The sequence below is a fragment of the Paraburkholderia sacchari genome, from assembly GCF_000785435.2.
Taxonomy (GTDB): domain Bacteria; phylum Pseudomonadota; class Gammaproteobacteria; order Burkholderiales; family Burkholderiaceae; genus Paraburkholderia; species Paraburkholderia sacchari.
The window spans coordinates 1,143,634-1,164,983 of sequence record NZ_JTDB02000001.1 but is presented as its reverse complement, the minus strand read 5'-3'; the positions used below and the strand labels follow the sequence as shown (position 1 = coordinate 1,164,983).

The following is a 21,350-nucleotide window of genomic DNA, read 5'->3' as shown; positions in this document are numbered from 1 at the left end:
GAATCAAAGCTGTCGGCGCATATCGGCGGCCGGCACCTTCATCATCTGGCGATACTTCGTGACCGTGCGGCGCGCCACGCGCACGCCCTGCCGTTCCAGCTCCTGCGCGAGCACGACGTCCGAAAGCGGATCGCGCGGATTCTCCGCATCGATCATCTCCTTGATAAGCGCGCGCACGGCCGCAGCCGAACAGGTCCCGCCCGTGCGCGTCTCCAGCTCGCGCGGGAAAAAGCGCTTGAACTCGAAAATGCCGCGCGGCGTGGCCATGTACTTGTTGCCGGTCGCGCGCGACACGGTCGATTCGTGCAGGCCGAGTTCGTCGGCGACGTCGCGCAGCAGCATCGGGCGCAGCGCGATCTCGCCGTACTGGAAGAAGGCCTTCTGCCGCGCGACGATGCATTCGCCCACTCGCAGGATGGTCTCGCAGCGCTTGTGCGCGTTGCGGATCAGCCAGCGCGCTTCCTGCAACTGCTGCGCGAGCGGCGAGCGGCTCGTCTGGTCCGAGCGCGCGAACAATTCCGCATAGAGCTTGTGGATGCGCGCGCGCGGCTCGATGGCCGGGTTCACGCTCACCACCCAGCGGCCGCGCACCTGGCGCACGATCACGTCCGGCACCACATAGCCGCCGTCCGCGCGGCCATAGTGATTGCCCGGCTTCGGGTCGAGGCTGCGCACGAGCGCGGTCGCGGCTTGCAGCGACTGCGCGTCGCAGTTCAACTGGCGTTGCAGCTCGCCATGCTCGCGGCGCGCGAGACGCTCCAGATGGCCGGTCACGATCCGCAGCGCCAGTTCGCGGTGCGGCGTGTCCTCGGGCATCGCGTCGAGTTGCAGCGCGAGACATTCCGCGAGCGAGCGAGCGCCGATGCCCGGACGGTCGAGCGTCTGCACGACGCGCAGCGCGACGCGCAGGCGGTCTTCGTCGAGCGCGCCTTCCGCGCCATCGACGTCGGCCAGCTCGGCCAGGTCCTGACGCAGATAACCGTCATCGTCGAGCGCCTCGATCACGACCTGGGCCGCCGCGCGATCGAGGTCTTCCAACGGCGAAAGTCGCAGTGCCCCATGCAGTTGTTCGCGCAGCGAGATCGGCACGCGCACCCAATCGGCGGCATCCGATTCGCCGTCCTCCGAACCGCGATAGCCCGACGGCGCGCGCGTCGCGCCAGGCAACGGCAGGTCGGCGGCATACGCCGCGCCTTCGTCGCCGTAGCCGGACGCTTCTTCGCCATAGGCGGAGGCCGGTTCGCCGTAACCGGCTTCGTCGGCGTACCCGGCCGGCTCGCCGCCATAACTCGCGGGGTCCAGCGTCATGCTGCCGTCCGCAGCGCTTTCCATGCCGCCGTCGAGATCGCCCTCGGGTATATCGGCGGCCACTACGGGCGCCCCAGGCGCGGCAGCGCCGATCCCGGCCGCGCCTTCGGCAGCCTCGGCGGCTTCACCGGTTTCCTGGGCGGGCGGCACATATTCGAGAAACGGATTGGTATCGAGCGCTTCGCGCAATTCCTGCTGGAATTCGAGCGACGATAGCTGCAACAGGCGCACGGCCTGCTGCAGACGCGGCGTCAGCGCGAGGTGCTGGCGTGCGTGTAACGCGATGGAAGCCATGGCTTTGATGTTCTCTTTGGATTGACGTGAATGACCCCGCTTACGCAACACCCATGCCAGCTTTTACAAGCACTTGTTTTATAACGGGATCGCGTTTTGCGAGGCGCAATTCCAGCACCTGCTCCTCGCCGCATCCCCGGACGTTTTTACAATCGCACGAGAAAAATTGCGCGCCGGATTGTGCCCCGGCTTGCCGGCCGGGCCGTGGCGCTGGCCGCCATGCAACGCCGTTTGCACCACGATTGACGCAATACGGCATGGGCCTTGCGAAACTGGTTGGCCAATATCAACGGAACAGGAGAAACGCATGAAGCGCATTCCGATGCTCAAGACCGTTGCGGGTGTGGCCTGCATGACCTTCGCGCTCGCCGCCGGCGCACAGACGACCACGACAGCGCCTTCGACATCGCCTTCGGCGACATCCCCGGCCAGCTCAGAGAGCTTGGGCCAGCACGTTGACGACTCAACCATCACGACCAAGGTGAAAGCCGAGCTGCTGGCCGCGAAAAACGTGAAGTCCCAGCACATTCACGTGAAGACCCGCAAGGGCGTTGTATCGCTCACCGGCACGGTGCCGAGCGCCGAGGACAGAGACAACGCCAAACAGGTAGTGGAAAGCGTGTCGGGCGTGAGCGAAGTGAAAAACCACCTGAAGGTGGCTGCGCAGTAACGCGCCTTGCGCGCGAGGCGGAATAACGTGGGGTAGCGCGGCGGCATGCCGCGCGCCGTGCGCCCCACCCCCTCGCGCGTCCTCAGCGTTCTTCGCGCTGCGCCTGGCGCAATTGCTCCAGGCGCGCCTCCCCTTGGCGCGCGAGCATCCAGCCCGGATATTCGGCGGGCAAGCGGCTCACGTCGTCGAGCATCGCGAGTTCTTGCGCGGAGAGCTTCACCTTCGTGGCCGCGACGTTGTCGTCGAGCTGATCGGTGCGCTTCGCGCCGACGATCACCGTCGTCACCGCACGCTGGTGCAGGAGCCACGCGAGCGCGATCTGCGCCACCGAAACGCCCTTGCTTTCGGCGATCGGGCGCATCACGTCGATGCAATCCCATGCGCGCTCGCGCTCCACGGGCGGGAAGTCGAAGGTCGTGCGGCGGCTGCCCACGTCGCCCTGGCGGTCGCGCCCATATTTGCCGCTCAGCAGGCCGCCCGCAAGCGGGCTCCACACCATCAGCCCAAGCCCTTCGCTCGCGAGCATCGGCACGATCTCGCGTTCGAGGTCGCGGCCCGCGATCGTGTAATACGCCTGCAGCGTCTCGAAGCGCGCGAGCCCATGATGATGCGCGATACCGAGCGCCTTCACGATCTGCCACGCGGCCCAGTTCGAAACGCCCACGTAACGCACGTAGCCTTGCTGCACGAGCGTGTCGAACGCACGCACGGTCTCCTCGATGGGGGTGACCGGGTCGAAGCCGTGGATCTGGTACAGGTCGATGTGGTCGAGCTGCAGGCGGCTCAGGCTCGCCTTCACGCCCTCCATGATGTGATAGCGCGTCGCGCCGCGCTGATTCGGCGACGCGCCCATCTCGCCGAGCACCTTGGTCGCCACCACGACCTGATCGCGCACCACCTTGAGGTTCTTCAGCGCCTGGCCCGTGATCTGCTCGGAAATGCCCTGGGAGTAAACGTCAGCCGTATCGATGAAATTGATGCCCGCATCGAGCGCGCGGCCGATCAGACGCTCGGCTTCGGCCTGCTGCAGATCGCCGATCTGGTTCCAGATGCCGGTGCCGCCGCCGAAAGTCATGGTACCGAGACAAAGTTCGGAAACAAACAGGCCGGTGCGGCCAAGAGGTTGCATTCGCATAGGAAAACTCCGACGTGAGCCGAGGGAAGATCCAACGGGCCAGAGGATACTGCTAAACGCTCCAGGCGTGCCGGTGCTGCGCCGCGTGCCCGAACGCCCGCCGAACCCGTACTCCAGCAGCCGCGCGAGAAACCTGCCAGACTGCTTTTTTGCGCCCCGCACCCATGAACCTGCTTACGCCTGCCACCGCCCTGCCCGAGTCTGCCGCGCCCGGCGCGACAGGCCCGTCGAGCACATCCAGCCCCGACGATCCACTCACCTTGTTCCATCCGGCCGTGGCCGCGTGGTTCCGGAGCAGCTTCGCCGCGCCCACCCCCGCGCAGCGCGCCGCCTGGCCGCTGATCGCGAACGGCCGCGCCACGCTGGTGGCCGCGCCCACCGGCTCGGGCAAAACGCTCACGGGCTTTCTCGCCGCGCTCGACGCACTCGTGCGCGAGGGCCTCGCGAACGGCGGCGCGCTGCCCGACACCACGCTCGTGGTCTATGTCTCGCCGCTCAAGGCGCTCTCCAACGACATCCACCTGAATCTGGAGCGCCCGCTCGAAGGGATCCGCGCGGAGCTGGCGCGCCAGAATCTGCCGCCCGTCGAGATCCGCACCGCCGTGCGCACCGGCGACACGCCGCAGCCCGAGCGCGCCGCGCAGCGCTTGCGCGCGCCGCATATTCTCGTGACCACGCCCGAATCGCTCTACGTGCTGCTCGGCTCGGAGTCGGGCCGCCGCATGCTCGCGCTCGCGCGTACCGTGATCGTCGACGAAATTCATGCGCTCGCGGGCAACAAGCGCGGCGTGCATCTCGCGCTCAGTCTCGAGCGCCTCGATGCGCTGTGCGGCCAGCGTCTGCTGCGCATCGGCCTGTCGGCGACGCAAAAGCCGATCGAAACGGTGGCGCGCTTTCTGGTCGGCATGGGCGCGGACGCCCACGCGCCGCCGGCCTGCGCCATCGTCGATGCGGGCCACGTGCGCGCGCGCGACCTCGCGCTCGAAGTGCCGCCCGTGCCGCTCGAAGCGGTCATGGCCAACGACGTGTGGGAGCGCGTGTACGACCGCATGGCCGAGCTGGTCGCGCAGCACCGCACGACGCTCGTGTTCGTGAACACGCGGCGCATGGCCGAGCGCGTGGCGCGCCATCTCACCGACCGCCTCGGCGCCGAGGCCGTGGCCGCGCATCACGGCAGCCTCGCGCGCGAGCAGCGCTTCGACGCCGAGCAGCGCCTGAAGCGCGGCGAATTGCGCGTGCTGGTGGCCACGGCCTCGCTCGAACTCGGTATCGATATCGGCGACGTCGATCTGGTCTGCCAGATCGGCTCGCCGCGCTCGATCGCGGGCTTCCTGCAGCGCGTCGGGCGCTCCGGGCACCAGGTCGGCGCAATGCCGAAGGGGCGGCTCTTTCCGACCTCGCGCGACGATCTCATCGAATGCGCGGCGCTGCTCGATTGCGTGCAGCGCGGCGAGCTTGACCGCCTCGCGCCGCCGAGCGCGCCGCTCGACGTGCTGGCGCAGCAGATCGTCGCCGAGGTGGCGTGCTCGGAATGGCAGGAAGACGCGCTGTTCGCGCTCGTGCGCCGCAGCGCGCCGTTCGCGCAGCTCGAGCGCGCGCGCTTCGACGCGGTGCTGCGCATGCTCGCCGAGGGCTATACGAGCCGCCACGGACCGCGCGCCGCGTATCTGCATCGCGACGTGGTGAGTCATACGCTGCGTGCCCGGCGCGGCGCGCGCCTCGTCGCGCTGACCTCGGGCGGCACGATCCCCGACAACGCCGATTACGCCGTGCTGCTCGAACCGCAGGGCGTGCAGATCGGCACCGTCAACGAGGACTTCGCGGTCGAAAGCCTCGCGGGCGACGTGTTCCAGCTCGGCAACGCTTCGTACCGGATCCTGCGCATCGAGGCCGGACGCGTGCGCGTGGAGGATGCGCAAGGCCAGCCGCCGAACATCCCGTTCTGGCTCGGCGAGGCGCCGGGCCGCAGCGATGAACTCTCGTTCGCGATCTCGCGCTTGCGCGGGCAGATCGAAGCGGCGCTCGGCGAAGGCGGCACAGCCCCGGATGCCATCGACCGCGCCACGGCATGGCTCGCCGCCGCGCTGAACCTCGACGATGCGCCCGCGCGCCAGATCGTCGAATACCTCGCGCGCGCGCGCGCCGCGCTCACCGTCCTGCCGACCCAGGACACGCTCGTGATGGAGCGTTTCTTCGACGAAGCGGGCGGCACGCAGCTCGTGATCCACGCGCCGTTCGGCAGCCGCGTGAACCGCGCGTGGGGCCTTACGTTGCGCAAGCGCTTTTGCCGCCAGTTCAACTTCGAATTGCAGGCCGCGGCCACCGAGGACGCCATCATCCTCTCGCTCACGCACGCGCACAGCTTCGCGCTCGACGAAGTGTGGCGCTATCTGCATTCGAACAGCGCCGAGCATCTGCTCGTGCAGGCGCTGCTCGATGCGCCGCTCTTCGGCGTGCGCTGGCGCTGGAACGCCACCACGGCGCTCGCGCTGCCGCGCCAGACCGGCGGACGCAAAACGCCGCCGCAAATCCAGCGCATGCGCAGCGAGGACCTGCTCGCGGCAGTGTTCCCAGACCAGGTCGCGTGCGTCGAAAACCTTGCGGGCGAGCGCGAAATTCCGCGCCATCCGCTCGTCGATCAGACGCTCGACGACTGCCTGCACGATGCGATGGACTCCGAAGCATGGCTCGCGCTGCTGCGCCGCATCGAGTCGCGCGCAGTGCGGCTCGTGACGCGCGAGTTGCCCGCGCCCTCGCCGCTCGCGGCGGAGATCCTGAGCGCGCGCCCCTATGCGTTTCTCGACGATGCGCCGCTCGAAGAACGGCGCACCCAGGCGGTGCTGTCACGCCGCTTTCGCGACCCCGAGTCCGTCGACGACATGGGCGCGCTCGATCCCGAGGCGATCGCGAGCGTGCGCGAGGAGGCCTGGCCCCAGGTGCGCGACGCCGATGAACTGCACGACGCGCTCAACACGCTCGGGGCGCTGGCCGAAAGCGAGGCGTACGCGCACGGCTGGGGCGCATGGCTCGCCGCACTGGCCGCGGCCGGGCGCGCGACGCGCATGCCGGTCGCCGACATGCCGGCAGCCGAACACGACGCACTGTGGGTGAGCATCGAGCGGCTCGCCTGCGTGCGCGCGATCTATCCACAGGCGCATTGCGAGCCGCCGCTCGCCGCGCTCGCCAGCGTCGATGATCAGCGCGATGAACCGTGGAACGAGGACACGGCGCTCGTCGAGATCGTGCGCGCGCGGCTCTCTGGATTCGGACCCTTGACGGTTGCGCAGGTCGCGCGGCCGCTCGCGCTGGCGGCGAGCGTGGCCGCGCTTGCGCTCACGCGGCTCGAAGCCGAAGGCACGGTCATGCGCGGCCGCTTCACGCATGGCGCGCCCGAGGAGGAATGGTGCGAACGCCATCTGCTCGCGCGCATCCACCGCTACACGGTGCGCAAGCTGCGCCGCGAGATCGAGCCGGTCGAGCGGAGCGATTTCATGCGCTTTCTGTTCGAGTGGCAGCACCTTGCCGCCGATGCGCACGGCTCGGGCCGCGAAGCGCTTGCGGTAATGCTCGGACAACTGGAGGGCTGGGAGGCTTCGGCGCTCGCGTGGGAGGACGAGATTCTGCCCGCGCGCATCGACGATTACACGCCGATGCTGCTCGACGAGCTGTGCCGCTCGGGGCAGATCGCCTGGGCGCGGCTGCCGGCGCGCGCGGCGGCGTCGACGGTGCGCAGCACGCCTGTCATGCTGCTGCCGCGCCGCGAACTCGCGCGCTGGACGGCGCTCGTCGAAACGCCTGAAGCCGCCGAGCTTTCGGCGCGCGCGCGACGCGTCCACGAGGCGCTGCTGCGCCATGGCGCAATGTTCTTCGACGAGCTGGCCGCCGATGCGCATCTGCTTGGCGTGGAACTCGAAAACGCACTGGGCGAACTGGTAGCCGCAGGGCTCGTGAACGCCGACAGCTTCGCGGGACTGCGCGCGCTCGTGCGTCCGGCCGCGAAGCGCCATGCGCAACGCCATTACGGACGACGACGCCCGCGCGGCTTCGGGCCGCTCGCGGGCGGCATGGGCGACGCCGGGCGCTGGGCGGTGCTGCGAAGAGTTGCGCTGCCGCAAGCTGAGGATTCCCAGGCGGCGCGCGCGGCGAACCCGACGCCGTTGCGCCGCCCTCCCGCAGATGCAGACCTGTTGGAGCACGTCGTGAACGTGCTGCTGCGCCGCTATGGCGTGGTGTGCTGGCAACTGCTGGCGCGCGAAGCGCCGTGGCTGCCGCCGTGGCGAGACCTGCTGCGCGTGATGCACCGCATGGAAGCGCGTGGAGACTTGCGCGGCGGGCGCTTCGTCACGGGCCTCTCGGGCGAGCAATTCGCGCTGCCCGCGGCCGTTGCGCTGCTGCGCGAAGTGCGGCGGCGCGGCAGTGCGGGCAACGTGGCAAGCGGCGCGCGGAGCGAAGAAGCTGCGCTGGTCTGCATTGCCGCATCGGATCCGCTCAATCTGGTCGGCACCGTGCTGCCCGGGGAGAAAGTGCCGGCGGTCGCGGGCAACCGCATCGTGTTTCGTGACGGGGTGCCGGTTGCGACGCTGGTTGCAGGCCGCTGCGAGTTTCTTGGCGATTTCGACGCGGCCATGCAAGGTGTGCTGCGCACCGCTCTGGCCCGCTTCGGGGACGCTTCGTCGCGCGTTTGACCCGTGTTCGTGCGGCGGCTGGTTTCGGTGCCACCGTGAAGTGGACTGGTCGAACGCTTGCCGGTTTGGCTGTTAGTTGCGTAAATGGTTCGACCGACGAGATCGCCAGCTACTGTGTCGTCCCCGGCCTGTTGCCGAAAAGCAGCTTCGTGTACTTCCCGGACACGGCGCCGCTGCGCTTGCCGTCCGCGCCGTAGTAGCGATCCTGTCTGCACAAGCGCTCTTTCACGTCGCAGAAGACGCCGTTGGCGAAAGTGAACTCGGTAAGGTCGAAATCGCCTTGGGAAAACACCTTCTCCGCAGCGCGCTGGCCGAGGTATTTCTCGGTCAGCGCACGGGAAATGCCTTGATCGTTGGCGCAGATGTACCGGTCGCACAGCACGCCGCGCTCGGGCGAACGAAGGATCTTCTGCCAGGCATGCGCGGGGATAGCCACGCCGGCACACAGCATGAGCAGCAGCCCGAAGAACGATGTCTTGCTCATGCGGCACTCCTGTTCGACGCGTTCCCCACCAGACGCTGCCCGGCAAAATGCCGCCGCACCCGCAGCCCGTTGGCGACCACCAGCAGGCTCGCGCCCACGTCCGCGAACACGGCCATCCAGAGGGTTGCCTCGCCCGCCAGCGCCAGCACGAGAAACACCGCCTTGATCCCCAGCGCGAGCGCGATGTTCTGCGTGAGCACGGCCGCCACCTTGCGGCTCAGCCCGATGAACGCCGCGATCTTGCGCGGGTCGTCGTCCATGATCGCGACGTCGGCGGTTTCGAGCGCCGTCGCCGTGCCGGCCGCGCCCATCGCAAAGCCGATGTCGGCGCGCGCGAGCGCGGGCGCGTCATTCACGCCGTCGCCGACCATCGCCGTCATGCCGTGCTGCGCCGAGAGCGCCGCGACCGCATCCTGCTTGTCCTGCGGCAGCAGATTTCCGCGCGCGTCGTCGATGCCGAGTTGCGCCGCGATCGAGCGCGCCGTCGTCGGGTTGTCGCCGGTCAGCATCACCGGCGTCACGCCCAGTTGCTTGAGAGCGCGCACGGCGGGCACGCTCTCGGGCCGCACCGCGTCGGCGACTGCGAACACCGCCACCGGCTCGCGCGGCGAGCACAGCACGATGGCGGTCTTGCCCGCCGCTTCGAACTGCGTCAGTTGCGCTTCGAGTTGCGGCGAACACAGCCCCAGCGACTCGACGAGCCGATGATTGCCCAGATGCCACGCCTCGCCGCCGATGCGCCCCGTCACCCCGAAGCCGTTGAGCACAGAGAAATTGTCGATCGGAGCGAGTTGCGCCAGCGCCGCCTCTGCGCTGCGCTCGCGCCAGCCCGCCACGATCGCGCGCGCGACCGGATGGGTGCTCGCATCGTCGAGGCTCGCGGCCAGGCGGAGGGCCTCGTCCGCGGACAGCGCCGCCAGCGCGAGTGTGTCGGTGAGCACCGGAGCGCCGCGCGTGAGCGTGCCGGTCTTGTCGAGCGCGACCGCCTTGAGCAGGCGAGCGCGTTCGAGCCACACGCCGCCCTTCACGAGCATGCCGTTGCGCGCGGCCGCCGCGAGGCCGCTCACGACCGTCACTGGCGTCGAGACCACGAGCGCGCACGGGCAGGCGATCACGAGCAGCACGAGCGCCTTGTAGAGCCACGCGCTCCACGCGCCACCGAACGCGAGCGGCCCCGCAATCGCAATCAGCGCCGCGAGCACCACGACTGCGGGCGTGTAGTAGCGCGCGAACTGATCGACGAAGCGCTGGGTCGGCGCGCGCTGCGCCTGGGCTTGCTGGACCGCCGCCGCGATGCGCGCGAGCGTGCTGTCGCGCGCGGCGGCGGTGACGACCGCCTCCACCACCCCATCGACGACGATGCTGCCCGCGTAGAGCGCATCGCCCTCGGCCTTGTCGACGGGCAGGCTTTCGCCCGTGATGGGCGCCTGATCGAGCGCCACGCGGCCCGCGGCCACGCGCGCGTCGACCGGCACGCGCTCGCCCGTGCGCACGCGGATGCGCTCGCCCACAGCCACGTCGGCCACGGCGCGGGTGCGCCATTCTCCGGGCTGCTGCGTCGATTGCTGCATCCACACCTCGGCGGTTTCGGGCGCGAGCGCCGTGAGCGAGCGGATCGCCTGACGCGCGCGTTCGAGCGACAGCGCCTCGATCTCCTCGGCGAGCGCGAACAGGAACACGACCATGGCCGCCTCGGGCCACTTGCCGATGATGACGGCGCCCGCGACCGCGAGCGACATCAGGAAATAGATGTTGATCGTGAAGTTCTTGAGCGCGACCCAGCCCTTGCGCAGCGTCGGCAAGCCCGCGCACAACAGCGAGACCACCGTGCAGACGAGCACCGGCACGCCGGTCTCGTGGCCCGTGCTCCAAGCGAGCACCTCGGCGGCGGCCGCCGCGATGCCGCTCGCGGCGAGCAGCAGCTTCTGGCGCAGCGCGAGGCTGGGGCCGCGCGCCGGCGCTTGCGCGCTCGCGCCGGATGGGGCGGCATCGTCGAGCAGGCGCGGCGCCATGTCGAGCGAGCGCAGCGCAGCTTCGACCGGCTTCGCGTCGGGCAGCCGGTGGTAGAGCGTCAACTCGCGCTCGAGCAGGTCGAAGTCGAGGCGCACGACGCCCGGCATCGGCTCGAGGCGTTTGCGGATGAGCCGCTCCTCGGTCGGGCAATCCATGTTCTCGATGCGGTAGCGCGCGCGCTGCGCGCCCTCGGGTGCGTCCGCCGGCGCAGCGCGCGTGGATTGCAGCGCGCCGGCGCCGGCGCAGCAGGAGGCAGCTTCGGGGCCGTGGTCGTGTGAACGGTCGTGGCCGTGCGAATGGTCATCGCCATGATCATGGCCGCAGGCCTGGTCGTGATCGTAGCCATGGTCGTGTGCGTGATCGTGCGCGTGGTCATCGCCGTGGTCGTGACTGCATGCCCCGCCGTGCTCGTGGCCGTGACCGTCCGCCTCGCGCGCATCGGCATGCGCGTGATCGCAGCCGCCCGCGTGCTTCTTGTGCCCCGCCTCATCGAGCAACGCCGCCGATTCCGTCGAGCCCGACGCCGCCGCGCCCCGCCCGTCTTCGCGCGCCCGCAAACGTTGCGCGAGCACCCACCGCGACCAGAAAGCCTGGACCATGGCCGAATTCTCCCAAAAGTGACAGAATCATTAGACAGCCTGTAGCCGCTACAGGGTCAAGGCATTTTTGGAGAACTGCGACCATGAGAATCGGCGAACTGGCGCGCCTGGCGCATTGCGACGTCGAAACGGTGCGCTTTTACGAACGCGAAGGCCTGCTGGACGAGCCGGAGCGCGAAACCAACGGATACCGCAGCTACACGGGCGCGCACGCCGCGCAGCTGAACTTCATCCGACATTGCCGCTCGCTCGGCATCGGCCTCGCCGATATCCGCACGCTACGGCGCTTCCAGGCCGACCCGGGCCAGCCCTGCGACGAAGTGAATCAGCTGATCGACTGCCAGATCGCGCGCATTCACGAGCAGGTCGAGTCGATGCGCTTGCTCGAACAGCAATTGCGGACGCTGCGTGAGAGCTGCCATGCGCACCACTCCAGCAGCGCCGAGTGCGGCATCATGAAGAACCTCGAACAGCCGATCGACGAGGAAAGCTGCTCGTGCCACGCGGAAACCCCGCACGGCGAGGCGGCCGCCAAGGGCTAAGGCACGAGATCGCGCCGAAACCCGGATCACGCGATTACGCTCCGGATTTCAACTGCCGGGCCTCTCCAGGCCCGCGTTCACCCGCTCACTTGCCGCATCAAGGCGCTGAAGCGATCACCTCGGCCACCGTGGCGGTGAGCTTCTTCGCATACGGCACATGCAGGAACTCGTTCGGCCCATGCGCATTCGACTTCGGGCCGAGCACGCCGCACACCATGAACTGCGACTTCGGGAAGCCCGCCTGCAGCACGTTCATCAACGGAATCGTGCCGCCCTGGCCGAGATATGCGCAGCCCGCGCCGAAATGCGTGCGCGACGCCGCATTGAGCGCCTGCGTGAGCCATGGCGCGAGTTCCGGTGCGCTCCAGCCATTGGCCGCGCCCGTATCTGGCTTGAACGTGACCTTCGCGTTATAGGGCGGGTCGAGTTCGAGCAGCGCCTTCAGTTCGGCGACGGCCTTCGACGCCTCCACCAGCGGCGGCAGCCGTAGCGAAAGCTTGAACGCCGTGCGCGGGCGCAGCACGTTGCCGGCATCGGCGAGCGCGGGCAAACCCGCCGCGCCGGTTACCGAAAGCGAGGGCCGCCACGTCGAATCGAGCAGCGCCTCCTTCGGGTCGGTGGTCTTGGGCAGCACGGGGCGGCCATCCTGGCCGCACGCCCAGGGCAGGCCCTTCCAGACGCTGTCCCCAAGAATTTTGGCCGTGGCCTCGGCCTCGGCGAAACGCGTGGACGGAATCGCGCAATGAAAGCCCTTGGGCAGCAGAGTCCCGCTCGCCGCGTCTTCCAGGCGCTCGAACAGCTGGCGCATTACGCGGAAGCTCGATGGCGCAATGCCGCCGTACGAGCCGGAATGGATGCCCTCTTCGAGCACCTCGACCTCCAGATCGCCCGACACGAGACCGCGCAGCGAAGTGGTAAGCCAGAGCTGGTCGTAATTGCCGGCCCCGGAGTCGAGGCAGACCACGAGCCCGACCGTGCCCAGCCGCTCGCGCAGCGCGTCGACGTAAGGCAGCAAGTCGTAGCTTCCCGACTCCTCGCAAGTCTCGATAAGGCCCACGCAGCGCGGACGCTCGATGCCCTGGGCGTCGAGCGCGGCCAGCGCCGTGACGCTCGCGTAAATGGCGTAGCCGTCGTCCGCTCCGCCGCGCCCGTACAGGCGGCCATCTTCGAGCTTGGGCGACCAGGGCCCGAGGTCGTTGCGCCAGCCCGCGAATTCGGGTTGCTTGTCCAGGTGGCCGTACAGCACGACGGTCTCGCTGCTGCCCGAGCGCGTGGCCGGCACCTCGAAGAAGATCACCGGCGTGCGGCCTGGCAGCCGCACGATTTCGAGCTTCAGGCCGCGCACGGGCTGCGTTTCGGCCCACTTCGCGGCGTCTTGCACGACGCGCTCGAGATAGCCGTGCTTCGCCCAGTCGGCATCGAAGGCGGGGCTCTTCGCGGGCACCGCGATGTAGTCGGTCAGCGCGGGGACGATTTCGTCGTTCCACTTGCGCTCCACGAACGCGCGCAAAGCGTCGTGATCCAGTTGCCGGATGTCCTCTGTGGTGTCTGAGCTCATGGTGCGAATACCGTGCGGGGAAAGCTTGAATCATAGACCCGAACCCCTTTTGCAGGCAGGCCTTCGGCGCAAACGGAACAGCGCGTTGGCCTTCCGGCCAGGCGCGATCAGGCGCAACCAGGCGCGCGAGGCCGATCCGCGCGACAATGAACACTTGGGCAATGAATGCCCTGCTGGGGAGGACCGGACATGGTCAGCCATTCCGTCGTCGAGATCGTTGTTCTGCTGGCGGCGGTCGCGCTCTATTTCCTGCCCGCGATCATCGCGGAGCACCGCCTGCGCGACGATCTGCTGACGATCGCCCTCTTCAACGCGGTGCTCGGCTGGACGGTGTTCGGCTGGCTGCTCGCGCTCTACTGGTCGCTGCAGCCGAACCCGCCGAAGAATATCGGCGGCAGCGTGAAGGAAAGGCAGCGGCGTCTGGGCATGCTGCTCTTCTCGCGCCAGCTCGACGACCGCGCCCACGCCCGCGAGGCCCGCGAAGCCGAGCGTGGGCGTTCGTCGCATTGAGCGCCGCATCGGGGTCCAGATCGGGATACATAGCGAAACCCGCTTCGCGCGCGCGGCCTGGCCGAACGGCCAATCCTCACACTGGGCCGGACACGTGCGCCGTTTGCATGAAATAATCGCACCAATAGCCGCCGGGCACGCGGATACCCCTCGTGCGCCACCTTTCCCGACCGCTTTGCCCACAGAACCACGGAGCCTGCCATGCATGTCGCCCCGCTGCTCGCCTTTGCCGCCGTTGCGCTCGGCATGGCGCTCACGCCCGGACCCAACATGATCTATCTGATCTCGCGCTCGATCTGTCAGGGCCGTAAGGCGGGGCTCATCTCGCTCGGCGGGGTCGCGCTCGGCTTCGTGTTCTACATGTTGTGCGCCGCGTTCGGCATCACGGCCCTGCTGATGGCCGTGCCGTTTGCATACGACGCGCTGCGCCTCGGCGGCGCCCTCTATCTGGCCTGGCTCGCGTGGCAGACGCTCAAGCCGGGCGGGCGCTCGCCGTTCCAGGTCAGGGAGCTGACACCCGACCCACCGCGCAAGCTTTTTCTCATGGGCTTCGTCACCAATTTGCTGAACCCGAAAGTGGCGATTCTTTATCTCTCGCTGCTGCCGCAGTTCATCGACCCGGCCAAGGGCAGCGTGCTCGCGCAATCCATCGAACTGGGCGCGGTCCAAATCGCGCTCTCAGTCACCGTGAACGCCGCCGCGGCCATTACGGCGGGCACGATTGCATCGTTTCTGTCCGGCCGCCCGAAATGGCTGGCGATTCAGCGCTATCTGATGGGAACCGTTCTGGCCGGACTGGCTGTGCGGATCGCAGCGGAAGGACAGCGCTAAAAGGATGAGCGAATACCGGGATTAAGCGCGCCGGTTGGCACGGGTTGCCGACCGGCGCAGTTTGGCCACAGCCGCCGAAATCAGGCGCGGCTCGATTTGCACCATGTCTTGCGCAAACATGTCCTGACGCAATTCACCTCGTTCGTCGAACCATTGGCAGATCAGCCAATGCCCCTCCGCGAAGCCAACCGGTCCAGCATGCATGACGGTCATGCGCGGCCCGCCCGACTTCAGGGTGACCACATCGCCCACGCCTGCCGTGGCGGGTTGGTTTTCTGCAAGCTCAATGTGCGTATCCCGCATGGCGCTGCCTCGCAAATCAGGTCGCTCAGCGAATAATCCCGGCAAAGGTCCCCCGCTCCCGCACGCAGAACCTTTTTTAATGATAATTTAATTCAGCCGACCGTTAATAAGTCCCGCAAGATTAACAACGCGGATTAAATCGCGCAAGCGATTTATATTATTTGTATATACAAGACTTATTGCGGCAACGCACCAGCGCGATTTAATCAGCGCACACAGAGAAAATCCCGGCGCGCGGAAATAAAAAAGCCACCTGCCTTGAACAGGTGGCCAATCCATACTCGCACGCGCAGGCGCCAGCGCTTTATTCCGGAAACGGCAGCGAAGTCTGACCTTCGGCGCGCATGCCGAACACATTGAGCGTCATCGCCACCAGCGCGTAATAGCCGAGCAGCCCGACGAGGTTGATCGTAGTCTCATGCCCGAAGCGCTCCACCGCGCGCGCGTAGGTCGCATCGGACACGCGCTTCGTGTCGTAAAGCTCGGTCACGAAGGCGTGGATGAGCGCGTCGTCTGGTTCGTCGAAGACCGGCTCGGCGCCGGTGCGGATCTGCTCGGCCAGCGCCTCGGGCACGCCCGCCTTCAGTGCGATCGGATAGTGGATGTACCACTCCGCCTGGGCCTGCCAGCGCACCGCTGTCACGAGTATCGCCAGCTCCGAAAGGCGCAGCGACAGCCCCGTGTTGTAGCGGCAGAACGCACCCAGACGCTGCGCGTGCTGGGCAAGCTCCGGGCTGTGGATCCAGCCGAGAAACGGTCCGTTCAGGTTGCCGCGCGGGCCCGAAAGAATTTCGTCGAGCACGGCTTTCTGTTCGGGCGCCGCGCTCGCCGCGTCGAAGGCAGGCAGGCGCGGGTTCGTGGATTGGGTCATCGGTCAGGCTCCGGAAAAAAATGATCAGGCGGCGCGCGTTGCGCCGGCCACGCCCGTCGCGCTCAGCGCGGCGCCAATCGCGGCTGCAAGGCGCTCTTCGAGCGTATCGATATCCCCGGCCGTGCAGATGAACGGCGGCGCGAGCAGCACGTGGTCGCCATGCTTGCCGTCGACGGTGCCGCCCATCGGATAGACCATCAGGCCGCGCGCGAACGCCTCGCGCTTGATCGCGGCGTGCAGCTTGAGCGCCGGGTCGAAGGTGGCTTTGGTCTCGCGGTCCTTCACGAGCTCCACGCCCACGAACAGGCCGCGCCCGCGCACGTCGCCCACATACGGATGCTCCGCGTAGCGCTCGCGCAGGCGCGCTCGCAGTTGCTCGCCGCGCGCGAGCACGTTGTCGAGCAGCTTTTCGTCGGCGATCACGCGCTGCACTTCGAGCGCCGCCGCGCAGGCCGTGGCGTGGCCGATATAAGTGTGGCCGTGCTGGAAGTAGCCGCTGCCGCTCACGATGGTCTCGTAGATGCGCTGGCTCACGAGCGTCGCGCCGATCGGCTGGTAGCCCGCGCCGAGGCCTTTCGCGATCGTCAGCAGGTCGGGCGCCACGCCGTCTTCATCGCAGGCGAACAGATAGCCCGTGCGGCCCATGCCCGACATGATTTCGTCGAGGAGCAGCAGCACGCCGTAGCGGTCGCACACCGCGCGGATCTTGCGGAAGTATTCGCGCACCGGCGGCACCGCGCCAGCCGTTGCACCCACAACCGTTTCCGCAACGAATGCGGCCACGTTCTCGGCGCCGAGTTCGAGAATCTTCTGTTCGAGTTCATCGGCGAGGCGCTGCGCGTAGGCCTCGTCGGTTTCGCCTTCATGACGCTCGCGGTATGCGTAGCATGGGCTCACGTGATGCGATTCGATCAGGATCGGCAGGAACGGCTCGCGGCGCCATGCGTTGCCGCCGATCGCCAGCGCGCCGAGCGTGTTGCCGTGGTAGCTCTGGCGGCGCGCGATGAAATGGCGGCGCGTGAGCTCGCCCTTCTCCACGAAATACTGGCGCGCGAGCTTGAGCGCGGCCTCGATCGCCTCCGAGCCGCCCGAGACGAAATAGACATGGTCGAGCCCCGCGGGCGCGGCGGCAATCAGATGCTCGGCAAGCTGCTCGGAAGCCTCGGTCGTGAAGAACGAGGTATGCGCGTACGGCAGTTGCTGCGCCTGGCGCTTGATCGCGTCGATCACGCGCGCGTTGCTGTGGCCGAGACACGAAACGGCGGCGCCGCCGCTCGCGTCGATGTAGCGTTTGCCGGTGGAATCGATGATCTCGATCCCCTCGCCCGCCACCGCGACGGGCAAGGTTTGCTTCGGCATCCGATGGAAAACTTTCGTGGACATGGGCTTTCTCGCTGATTTTGCTGAATGCGGGTTGATGCGTTGAAGTGAATCCGGGGAATCCGGAGATGCGTCAGCCGCGCCCGACCTGCAGGCCAAGCGTGCGCACGCCGTCTTGCCAGACATCGAGCGTCACGCGGCGCGGCTCCACGCGCATGCAGGCGGTGGCGAGCGTGTTTTCGTCGTCGGGATCGTGGGGATCGTCGCGGTAGATCGGCAGGCCCGCGCCCGCCCGGTCTTGCAGGGTGCGCACGAAGTCCGCGCCGTTGGGCCGTTCACCTGATGCAGACCCAAGCGCGGGCAGCAACTCGGCGAGCCGCGCCTGGCGGTCGCGCGACGAATCGGTGACGATCTGCGCCTCATTCTCGCAGCCCGCGTGAATCAGGTGGTTGGCGTGACCCGAGGGTGCGCCCACCTCAACCATCGACGCGCGCTGCGCCGTGGCTTCCACGCTATAAATACGCACTGCGCCGGCCGTGTCAGTGCCGCCGATCGTGTGGTGAAAGCCGCTCGCGCGCGGCGTGTCGTGCAGCAGCGCGAGGGCGTCGGCGAGCGTGGCCGTGTCGAGCACGGCGCGCGCGAGGATCATGCGCGGCACGCCCGCGCGCGGCTCGCGGATGCGCAAGTTGTTGATCGCCTGCGCGATGCCCGCGTGCGACGCCGCGAAGGTGTGGCCGGGCAGCGATCCCGGGTAGTAGAAGCTCGCGAAGCCGGGCTTGCCCTCGGGCTCGATCTCGACCACGGCGCAGCGCCCGCGCAGATACGGATCGCCGTCTTCGTTATGGGCGATCAGGCCGGCCTCGGGCGTGCGCACCGCCAGCGTCGTGCAACCGTCAGGCGCGTTGTGGATCAGCTCGCCGCGGCAATTCCACAGAAACAGATCGTGCGCGGGCCAGCCGAGCGCCGCGGCCATCGCGTCGATTTCCGCGACCTGGGCCGGGAAATACCGTTCGGCCGCCGCGCGCAGTTCCTGCGCAAACGCGCTGCCCCGCCAGCGGCTCACCGCCGCCCATGCGCTGCTCTGCGCCATATAGGCCTCGAATACGGGCTTTGCCAGTTCGCCGAGCCGTCGCCCGATGGCCTCGGGCGAGCCGCCCATCCGGTAGGTCTTGAGTTCCTGCATCGAAATTCTCGAAGTTCTCGTTTGAATGCTTGCAACGGGTGATGGGGGGATTTATACGCTATGCAACATGTGTTGTCAAATTATGCATAATCGACAACGAATGATATGTTCACAAACGCAATCAGGAAAGCCGCCTCGCGGGCGGCTAAAAACGGTTCTTCGCGGATTTCCGGGAAACTCGCCGTCGTCAAGATCGGCTTGAATTTGGTTTGGATTGAGATAGCCTGAGTTGTCAGGGCGGATCTGTTGATGGATCAGCGCTTGACCGCGTACATGAATCCACTCCTCGCGAGGTTTGCTATGACGCTCAGGACCGAAACAAAGATCGAGGGGCGGCTTTACCCTCCCCTCAGCGACGAAGAAAAACGCAATTTCCAGCGCAGCGTCGAGGAATCGCTGGCGCAGATCCGCTCAACCGATATCGGGTCGAGTTTGCTTGACGATATCGAACGTGCGGGTCACGAAGTGCTGATTTTTCAGGCCGCACCCGTCGTGGGCAATAAGTGCAGGCAGAAAGATGCTTCGATAATCGCCTGCCAGGCGGCCTGCTACAAGGAAGTGCTCCATTTCCCGAGCCTCGCGGACAAGGTATCGAAACAGGGACAAGGCCACCCTGCCATGAAAAAGCTCTACAAATTTTGCGTGCCGCAAGCCAAGGGTGGAGAACAGGAAGCGTACCGGCATACCACTTCCACGCACCGCCTTCCTCTCGCACACAAGACGCCCGGCGAACAGCGGGAAAGCGAGGAAGAAGCGAGCCCAAACAAGGTGAGTTCCCTCCAGCGCGGGTTGATCGGCTACCACATCATGGACTATCTGACGCCGGGGTCGGGCACCGGGGCCGACGTCCTTTGGGATCCGGCCTCGGATGGCGTTTGCAAGGATCTGCCGGCTGAAAAACGTGCAGCCTGGATGGATCGCCCACCCTGGATCGCGTTGGCCCACGAACTGATCCACGCATGGCGCCTCGTGACCGGCAGATGCGTCTTTGAGCCGGGAGGGATCGGGGACTATTGGGAGGAGGCGATGACGGTCGGCCTCCCGCCCTATGACGGATGCCGTTACACGGAGAACCGCTTCCGTCACGCAAAGGCGCTCCCGCTGCGAACTTACTATGGAGAAACGACGCTTAGCCGCAGCAAAGCCGCTGCGGCCAAGCACGGTGCCGCCGAATCACGGCTACTGATAAAGGTTGTCGGTAGCGGCCCCAACGACCCCTTGGTCTTCGATTTCGACATCCGCTCAGCCCAAAAGCCGGATGAAGTCACCCATGGAACGACCGACACTCGGGGACGCGCCACGGCCGGCGCAACCGATGGGGAAATACGGTTTCGCGGCTTCGGTGCTTTCGGCCGCGTCGAAACGCAGTGGCAGAAAATCTCGATCGGCAGGCAGATGACTTTGCAGTTTGGCCGCTACAGCTTCATTTGCGAGCCTTTGGTCAAGTCATAAGCGCTTCTTGCGTCACCGATCTTTGTCGAGCCTCGATCCGCGCGGTAGCCGCTAAAATCGCACCTTTGCCCCGGAACACACCCATGTCTTTCGCCTCGCTCGGCCTGATCGATCCCTTGCTGCGTAATGTGCAGGACCTCAATTACCAGACACCCACGCCGGTGCAGGCCAAGGCGATTCCTGCCGTGCTCGGCGGCAAGGACGTCATGGCCGCGGCGCAGACCGGCACGGGCAAAACAGCGGGCTTCGCGCTGCCGCTGTTGCAGCGGCTGGTGCAACACGGCCCGGCGGTATCGAGCAACCGCGCGCGCGTGCTCGTGCTGGTGCCCACGCGCGAATTGGCTGAACAGGTGCTGCAAAGCTTTATCGCTTACGGCAAGGGCCTCGACTTGCGATTTCTGGCTGCCTACGGCGGCGTGAGCATCAACCCGCAGATGATGAAGCTGCGCAAAGGCGTGGATGTGCTCGTCGCCACTCCGGGCCGTTTGCTGGATCTCAATCGCCAGAACGCCGTGCAATTCGATCAGGTCCAGACGCTGGTGCTGGATGAAGCCGACCGCATGCTCGATCTCGGCTTTGCGCGCGAACTCAATGCCGTCTTTGCGGCCCTGCCCGCCCGGCGCCAAACCCTGCTGTTCTCCGCCACCTTTACCGACGATATCCGCGCCATGGCGGCGAACATTCTGCGCGGCCCCATCGATATCAGCGTCAGCCCGCCCAACGCCACGGCCAGCAAGGTCAAGCAATGGGTGGTCACGGTGGATAAAAAGAACAAGCCTGATCTCTTCATGCACCTGGTGGCCGAGAACAAGTGGGACCACGCGCTGGTGTTCGTCAAAACCCGCAAAGGCGTGGATTACCTCGCGGCCATCCTGGACGAAGCGGGCTATGCGATCGACACCATCCACGGCGACAAACCGCAACCCGCGCGCCTGCGTGCGCTGGAGCGCTTCAAGGCGGGCGAAGTCAACATGCTGGTCGCCACCGATGTGGCCGCGCGCGGGCTGGATATCGACGATCTGCCGCTGGTGATCAACGTCGATCTGCCGATCGTCGCACAAGACTATGTGCACCGTATTGGCCGTACCGGCCGCGCGGGCGCCAGCGGCGTGGCGGTGTCCCTCGTGTGCGCCGATGAAGCGCCGCAACTGGCCGCGATTGAAGCGCTGATCCGGCAAACACTGCGTCGCGAAGAAGAGCCAGGATTCGAAGCCGAGCACCGCGTGCCGGAAACCAGCGCGACTGGCCAGATCATCAAGAAGCCCAAAAAGCCCAAGAAGCCCAAAGTGCCGCAAGCTGCGCCCGCCGCCGTGCAAATGCCGGGCAAGAAGCCGCGCCAGCAAGGTGGCGAAAACAATCGCATGCCGGCGGCGCAGCGTGATATGCCCGCGGGTATGGACACGAGCCTGATCGCCGGTAGCCCTTTCAGCATGCAAAAGCCACGCAGCAAGCCCGTTGCGGGCTCACGCAAGCCTGCTGGCAAATCGGCTGGCAAATCGGCTGGCAAATCGGCTGGTAATTCGACTCGGAAAGCGCCTGGTAAATCGGCTGGCAAGCCCGCTGTCGGCCGCGGTAAACGCCAACCCTGATCA

The 21,350-nt window shown here is 67.0% G+C and carries 16 protein-coding genes; 7 read left to right on the top strand and 9 right to left on the bottom strand.

Going from position 1 to position 21,350, the window contains the following annotated elements; translation table 11 throughout:
* Positions 1 to 3: 3 nt before the first annotated feature.
* Entirely contained in the window at positions 4 to 1,602 is a 1,599-nt protein-coding gene (locus NH14_RS05185) for an RNA polymerase factor sigma-54 (protein ID WP_035521003.1), read from the bottom strand.
* A gap of 307 nt (positions 1,603 to 1,909) precedes the next feature.
* Here NH14_RS05185 and NH14_RS05180 point away from each other — a divergent pair, with 307 nt between their 5' ends.
* Complete coding sequence (locus NH14_RS05180; RefSeq protein ID WP_035521005.1) at positions 1,910 to 2,272, top strand: BON domain-containing protein; 363 nt, start codon at positions 1,910 to 1,912, stop codon at positions 2,270 to 2,272.
* Positions 2,273 to 2,354: 82 nt separating this feature from the next.
* Here NH14_RS05180 and NH14_RS05175 read toward each other — a convergent pair whose 3' ends face one another.
* Positions 2,355 to 3,407, bottom strand: coding sequence for an aldo/keto reductase (locus tag NH14_RS05175; protein ID WP_035521007.1), 1,053 nt, complete (start codon positions 3,405 to 3,407; stop codon positions 2,355 to 2,357).
* 164 nt (positions 3,408 to 3,571) lie between these two features.
* Here NH14_RS05175 and NH14_RS05170 point away from each other — a divergent pair, with 164 nt between their 5' ends.
* On the top strand, positions 3,572 to 8,092 hold the full coding sequence (locus tag NH14_RS05170; RefSeq protein WP_084224946.1) for a DEAD/DEAH box helicase: 4,521 nt from the start codon (positions 3,572 to 3,574) through the stop codon (positions 8,090 to 8,092).
* A gap of 109 nt (positions 8,093 to 8,201) precedes the next feature.
* On the opposite strand, the gene NH14_RS05165 is transcribed toward NH14_RS05170, so the two are convergent.
* The gene (locus NH14_RS05165) at positions 8,202 to 8,543 is read right to left on the bottom strand and encodes a YcgJ family protein (protein WP_202031601.1); all 342 of its coding nucleotides are present in this window, start codon (positions 8,541 to 8,543) and stop codon (positions 8,202 to 8,204) included.
* Positions 8,544 to 8,572: 29 nt separating this feature from the next.
* The gene (locus tag NH14_RS05160; protein ID WP_084224948.1) at positions 8,573 to 11,188 is read right to left on the bottom strand and encodes a heavy metal translocating P-type ATPase; all 2,616 of its coding nucleotides are present in this window, start codon (positions 11,186 to 11,188) and stop codon (positions 8,573 to 8,575) included.
* A gap of 83 nt (positions 11,189 to 11,271) precedes the next feature.
* Between NH14_RS05160 and NH14_RS05155 the strand changes: the two genes are divergently transcribed.
* The gene (locus NH14_RS05155; protein WP_035521010.1) at positions 11,272 to 11,730 is read left to right on the top strand and encodes a Cd(II)/Pb(II)-responsive transcriptional regulator; all 459 of its coding nucleotides are present in this window, start codon (positions 11,272 to 11,274) and stop codon (positions 11,728 to 11,730) included.
* A 97-nt stretch (positions 11,731 to 11,827) separates the two neighbouring features.
* Here NH14_RS05155 and NH14_RS05150 read toward each other — a convergent pair whose 3' ends face one another.
* The gene (locus NH14_RS05150) at positions 11,828 to 13,288 is read right to left on the bottom strand and encodes a M20 family metallopeptidase (protein ID WP_035521012.1); all 1,461 of its coding nucleotides are present in this window, start codon (positions 13,286 to 13,288) and stop codon (positions 11,828 to 11,830) included.
* A 189-nt stretch (positions 13,289 to 13,477) separates the two neighbouring features.
* Between NH14_RS05150 and NH14_RS05145 the strand changes: the two genes are divergently transcribed.
* Positions 13,478 to 13,798, top strand: a complete 321-nt coding sequence (locus tag NH14_RS05145) for a superinfection immunity protein (protein WP_035521014.1) — start codon at positions 13,478 to 13,480, stop codon at positions 13,796 to 13,798.
* Positions 13,799 to 13,999: 201 nt separating this feature from the next.
* Positions 14,000 to 14,629, top strand: coding sequence for a LysE family translocator (locus tag NH14_RS05140; protein ID WP_035521016.1), 630 nt, complete (start codon positions 14,000 to 14,002; stop codon positions 14,627 to 14,629).
* A gap of 21 nt (positions 14,630 to 14,650) precedes the next feature.
* Here NH14_RS05140 and NH14_RS05135 read toward each other — a convergent pair whose 3' ends face one another.
* The 4 genes from NH14_RS05135 to NH14_RS05120 all read right to left on the bottom strand — a co-directional run bounded on the left by NH14_RS05135 (position 14,651) and on the right by NH14_RS05120 (position 18,306).
* A complete protein-coding gene (locus NH14_RS05135) occupies positions 14,651 to 14,932 on the bottom strand; it encodes a YodC family protein (RefSeq protein ID WP_052147718.1) in 282 nt (93 codons plus the stop codon).
* Between the two features lie 304 nt (positions 14,933 to 15,236).
* Positions 15,237 to 15,803, bottom strand: coding sequence for a carboxymuconolactone decarboxylase family protein (locus NH14_RS05130; RefSeq protein WP_035521019.1), 567 nt, complete (start codon positions 15,801 to 15,803; stop codon positions 15,237 to 15,239).
* Between the two features lie 24 nt (positions 15,804 to 15,827).
* The gene (locus NH14_RS05125) at positions 15,828 to 17,186 is read right to left on the bottom strand and encodes an aspartate aminotransferase family protein (protein WP_035521021.1); all 1,359 of its coding nucleotides are present in this window, start codon (positions 17,184 to 17,186) and stop codon (positions 15,828 to 15,830) included.
* 70 nt (positions 17,187 to 17,256) lie between these two features.
* Positions 17,257 to 18,306 (bottom strand): C45 family autoproteolytic acyltransferase/hydrolase, encoded by a 1,050-nt coding sequence (locus NH14_RS05120; protein WP_035521023.1) that lies wholly within the window; start codon positions 18,304 to 18,306, stop codon positions 17,257 to 17,259.
* A 249-nt stretch (positions 18,307 to 18,555) separates the two neighbouring features.
* Here NH14_RS05120 and NH14_RS05115 point away from each other — a divergent pair, with 249 nt between their 5' ends.
* Positions 18,556 to 19,758 (top strand): M91 family zinc metallopeptidase, encoded by a 1,203-nt coding sequence (locus NH14_RS05115; RefSeq protein WP_052147719.1) that lies wholly within the window; start codon positions 18,556 to 18,558, stop codon positions 19,756 to 19,758.
* 83 nt (positions 19,759 to 19,841) lie between these two features.
* Positions 19,842 to 21,347 (top strand): DEAD/DEAH box helicase, encoded by a 1,506-nt coding sequence (locus NH14_RS05110; RefSeq protein WP_035521025.1) that lies wholly within the window; start codon positions 19,842 to 19,844, stop codon positions 21,345 to 21,347.
* The last annotated feature ends 3 nt before the right edge of the window (positions 21,348 to 21,350 follow it).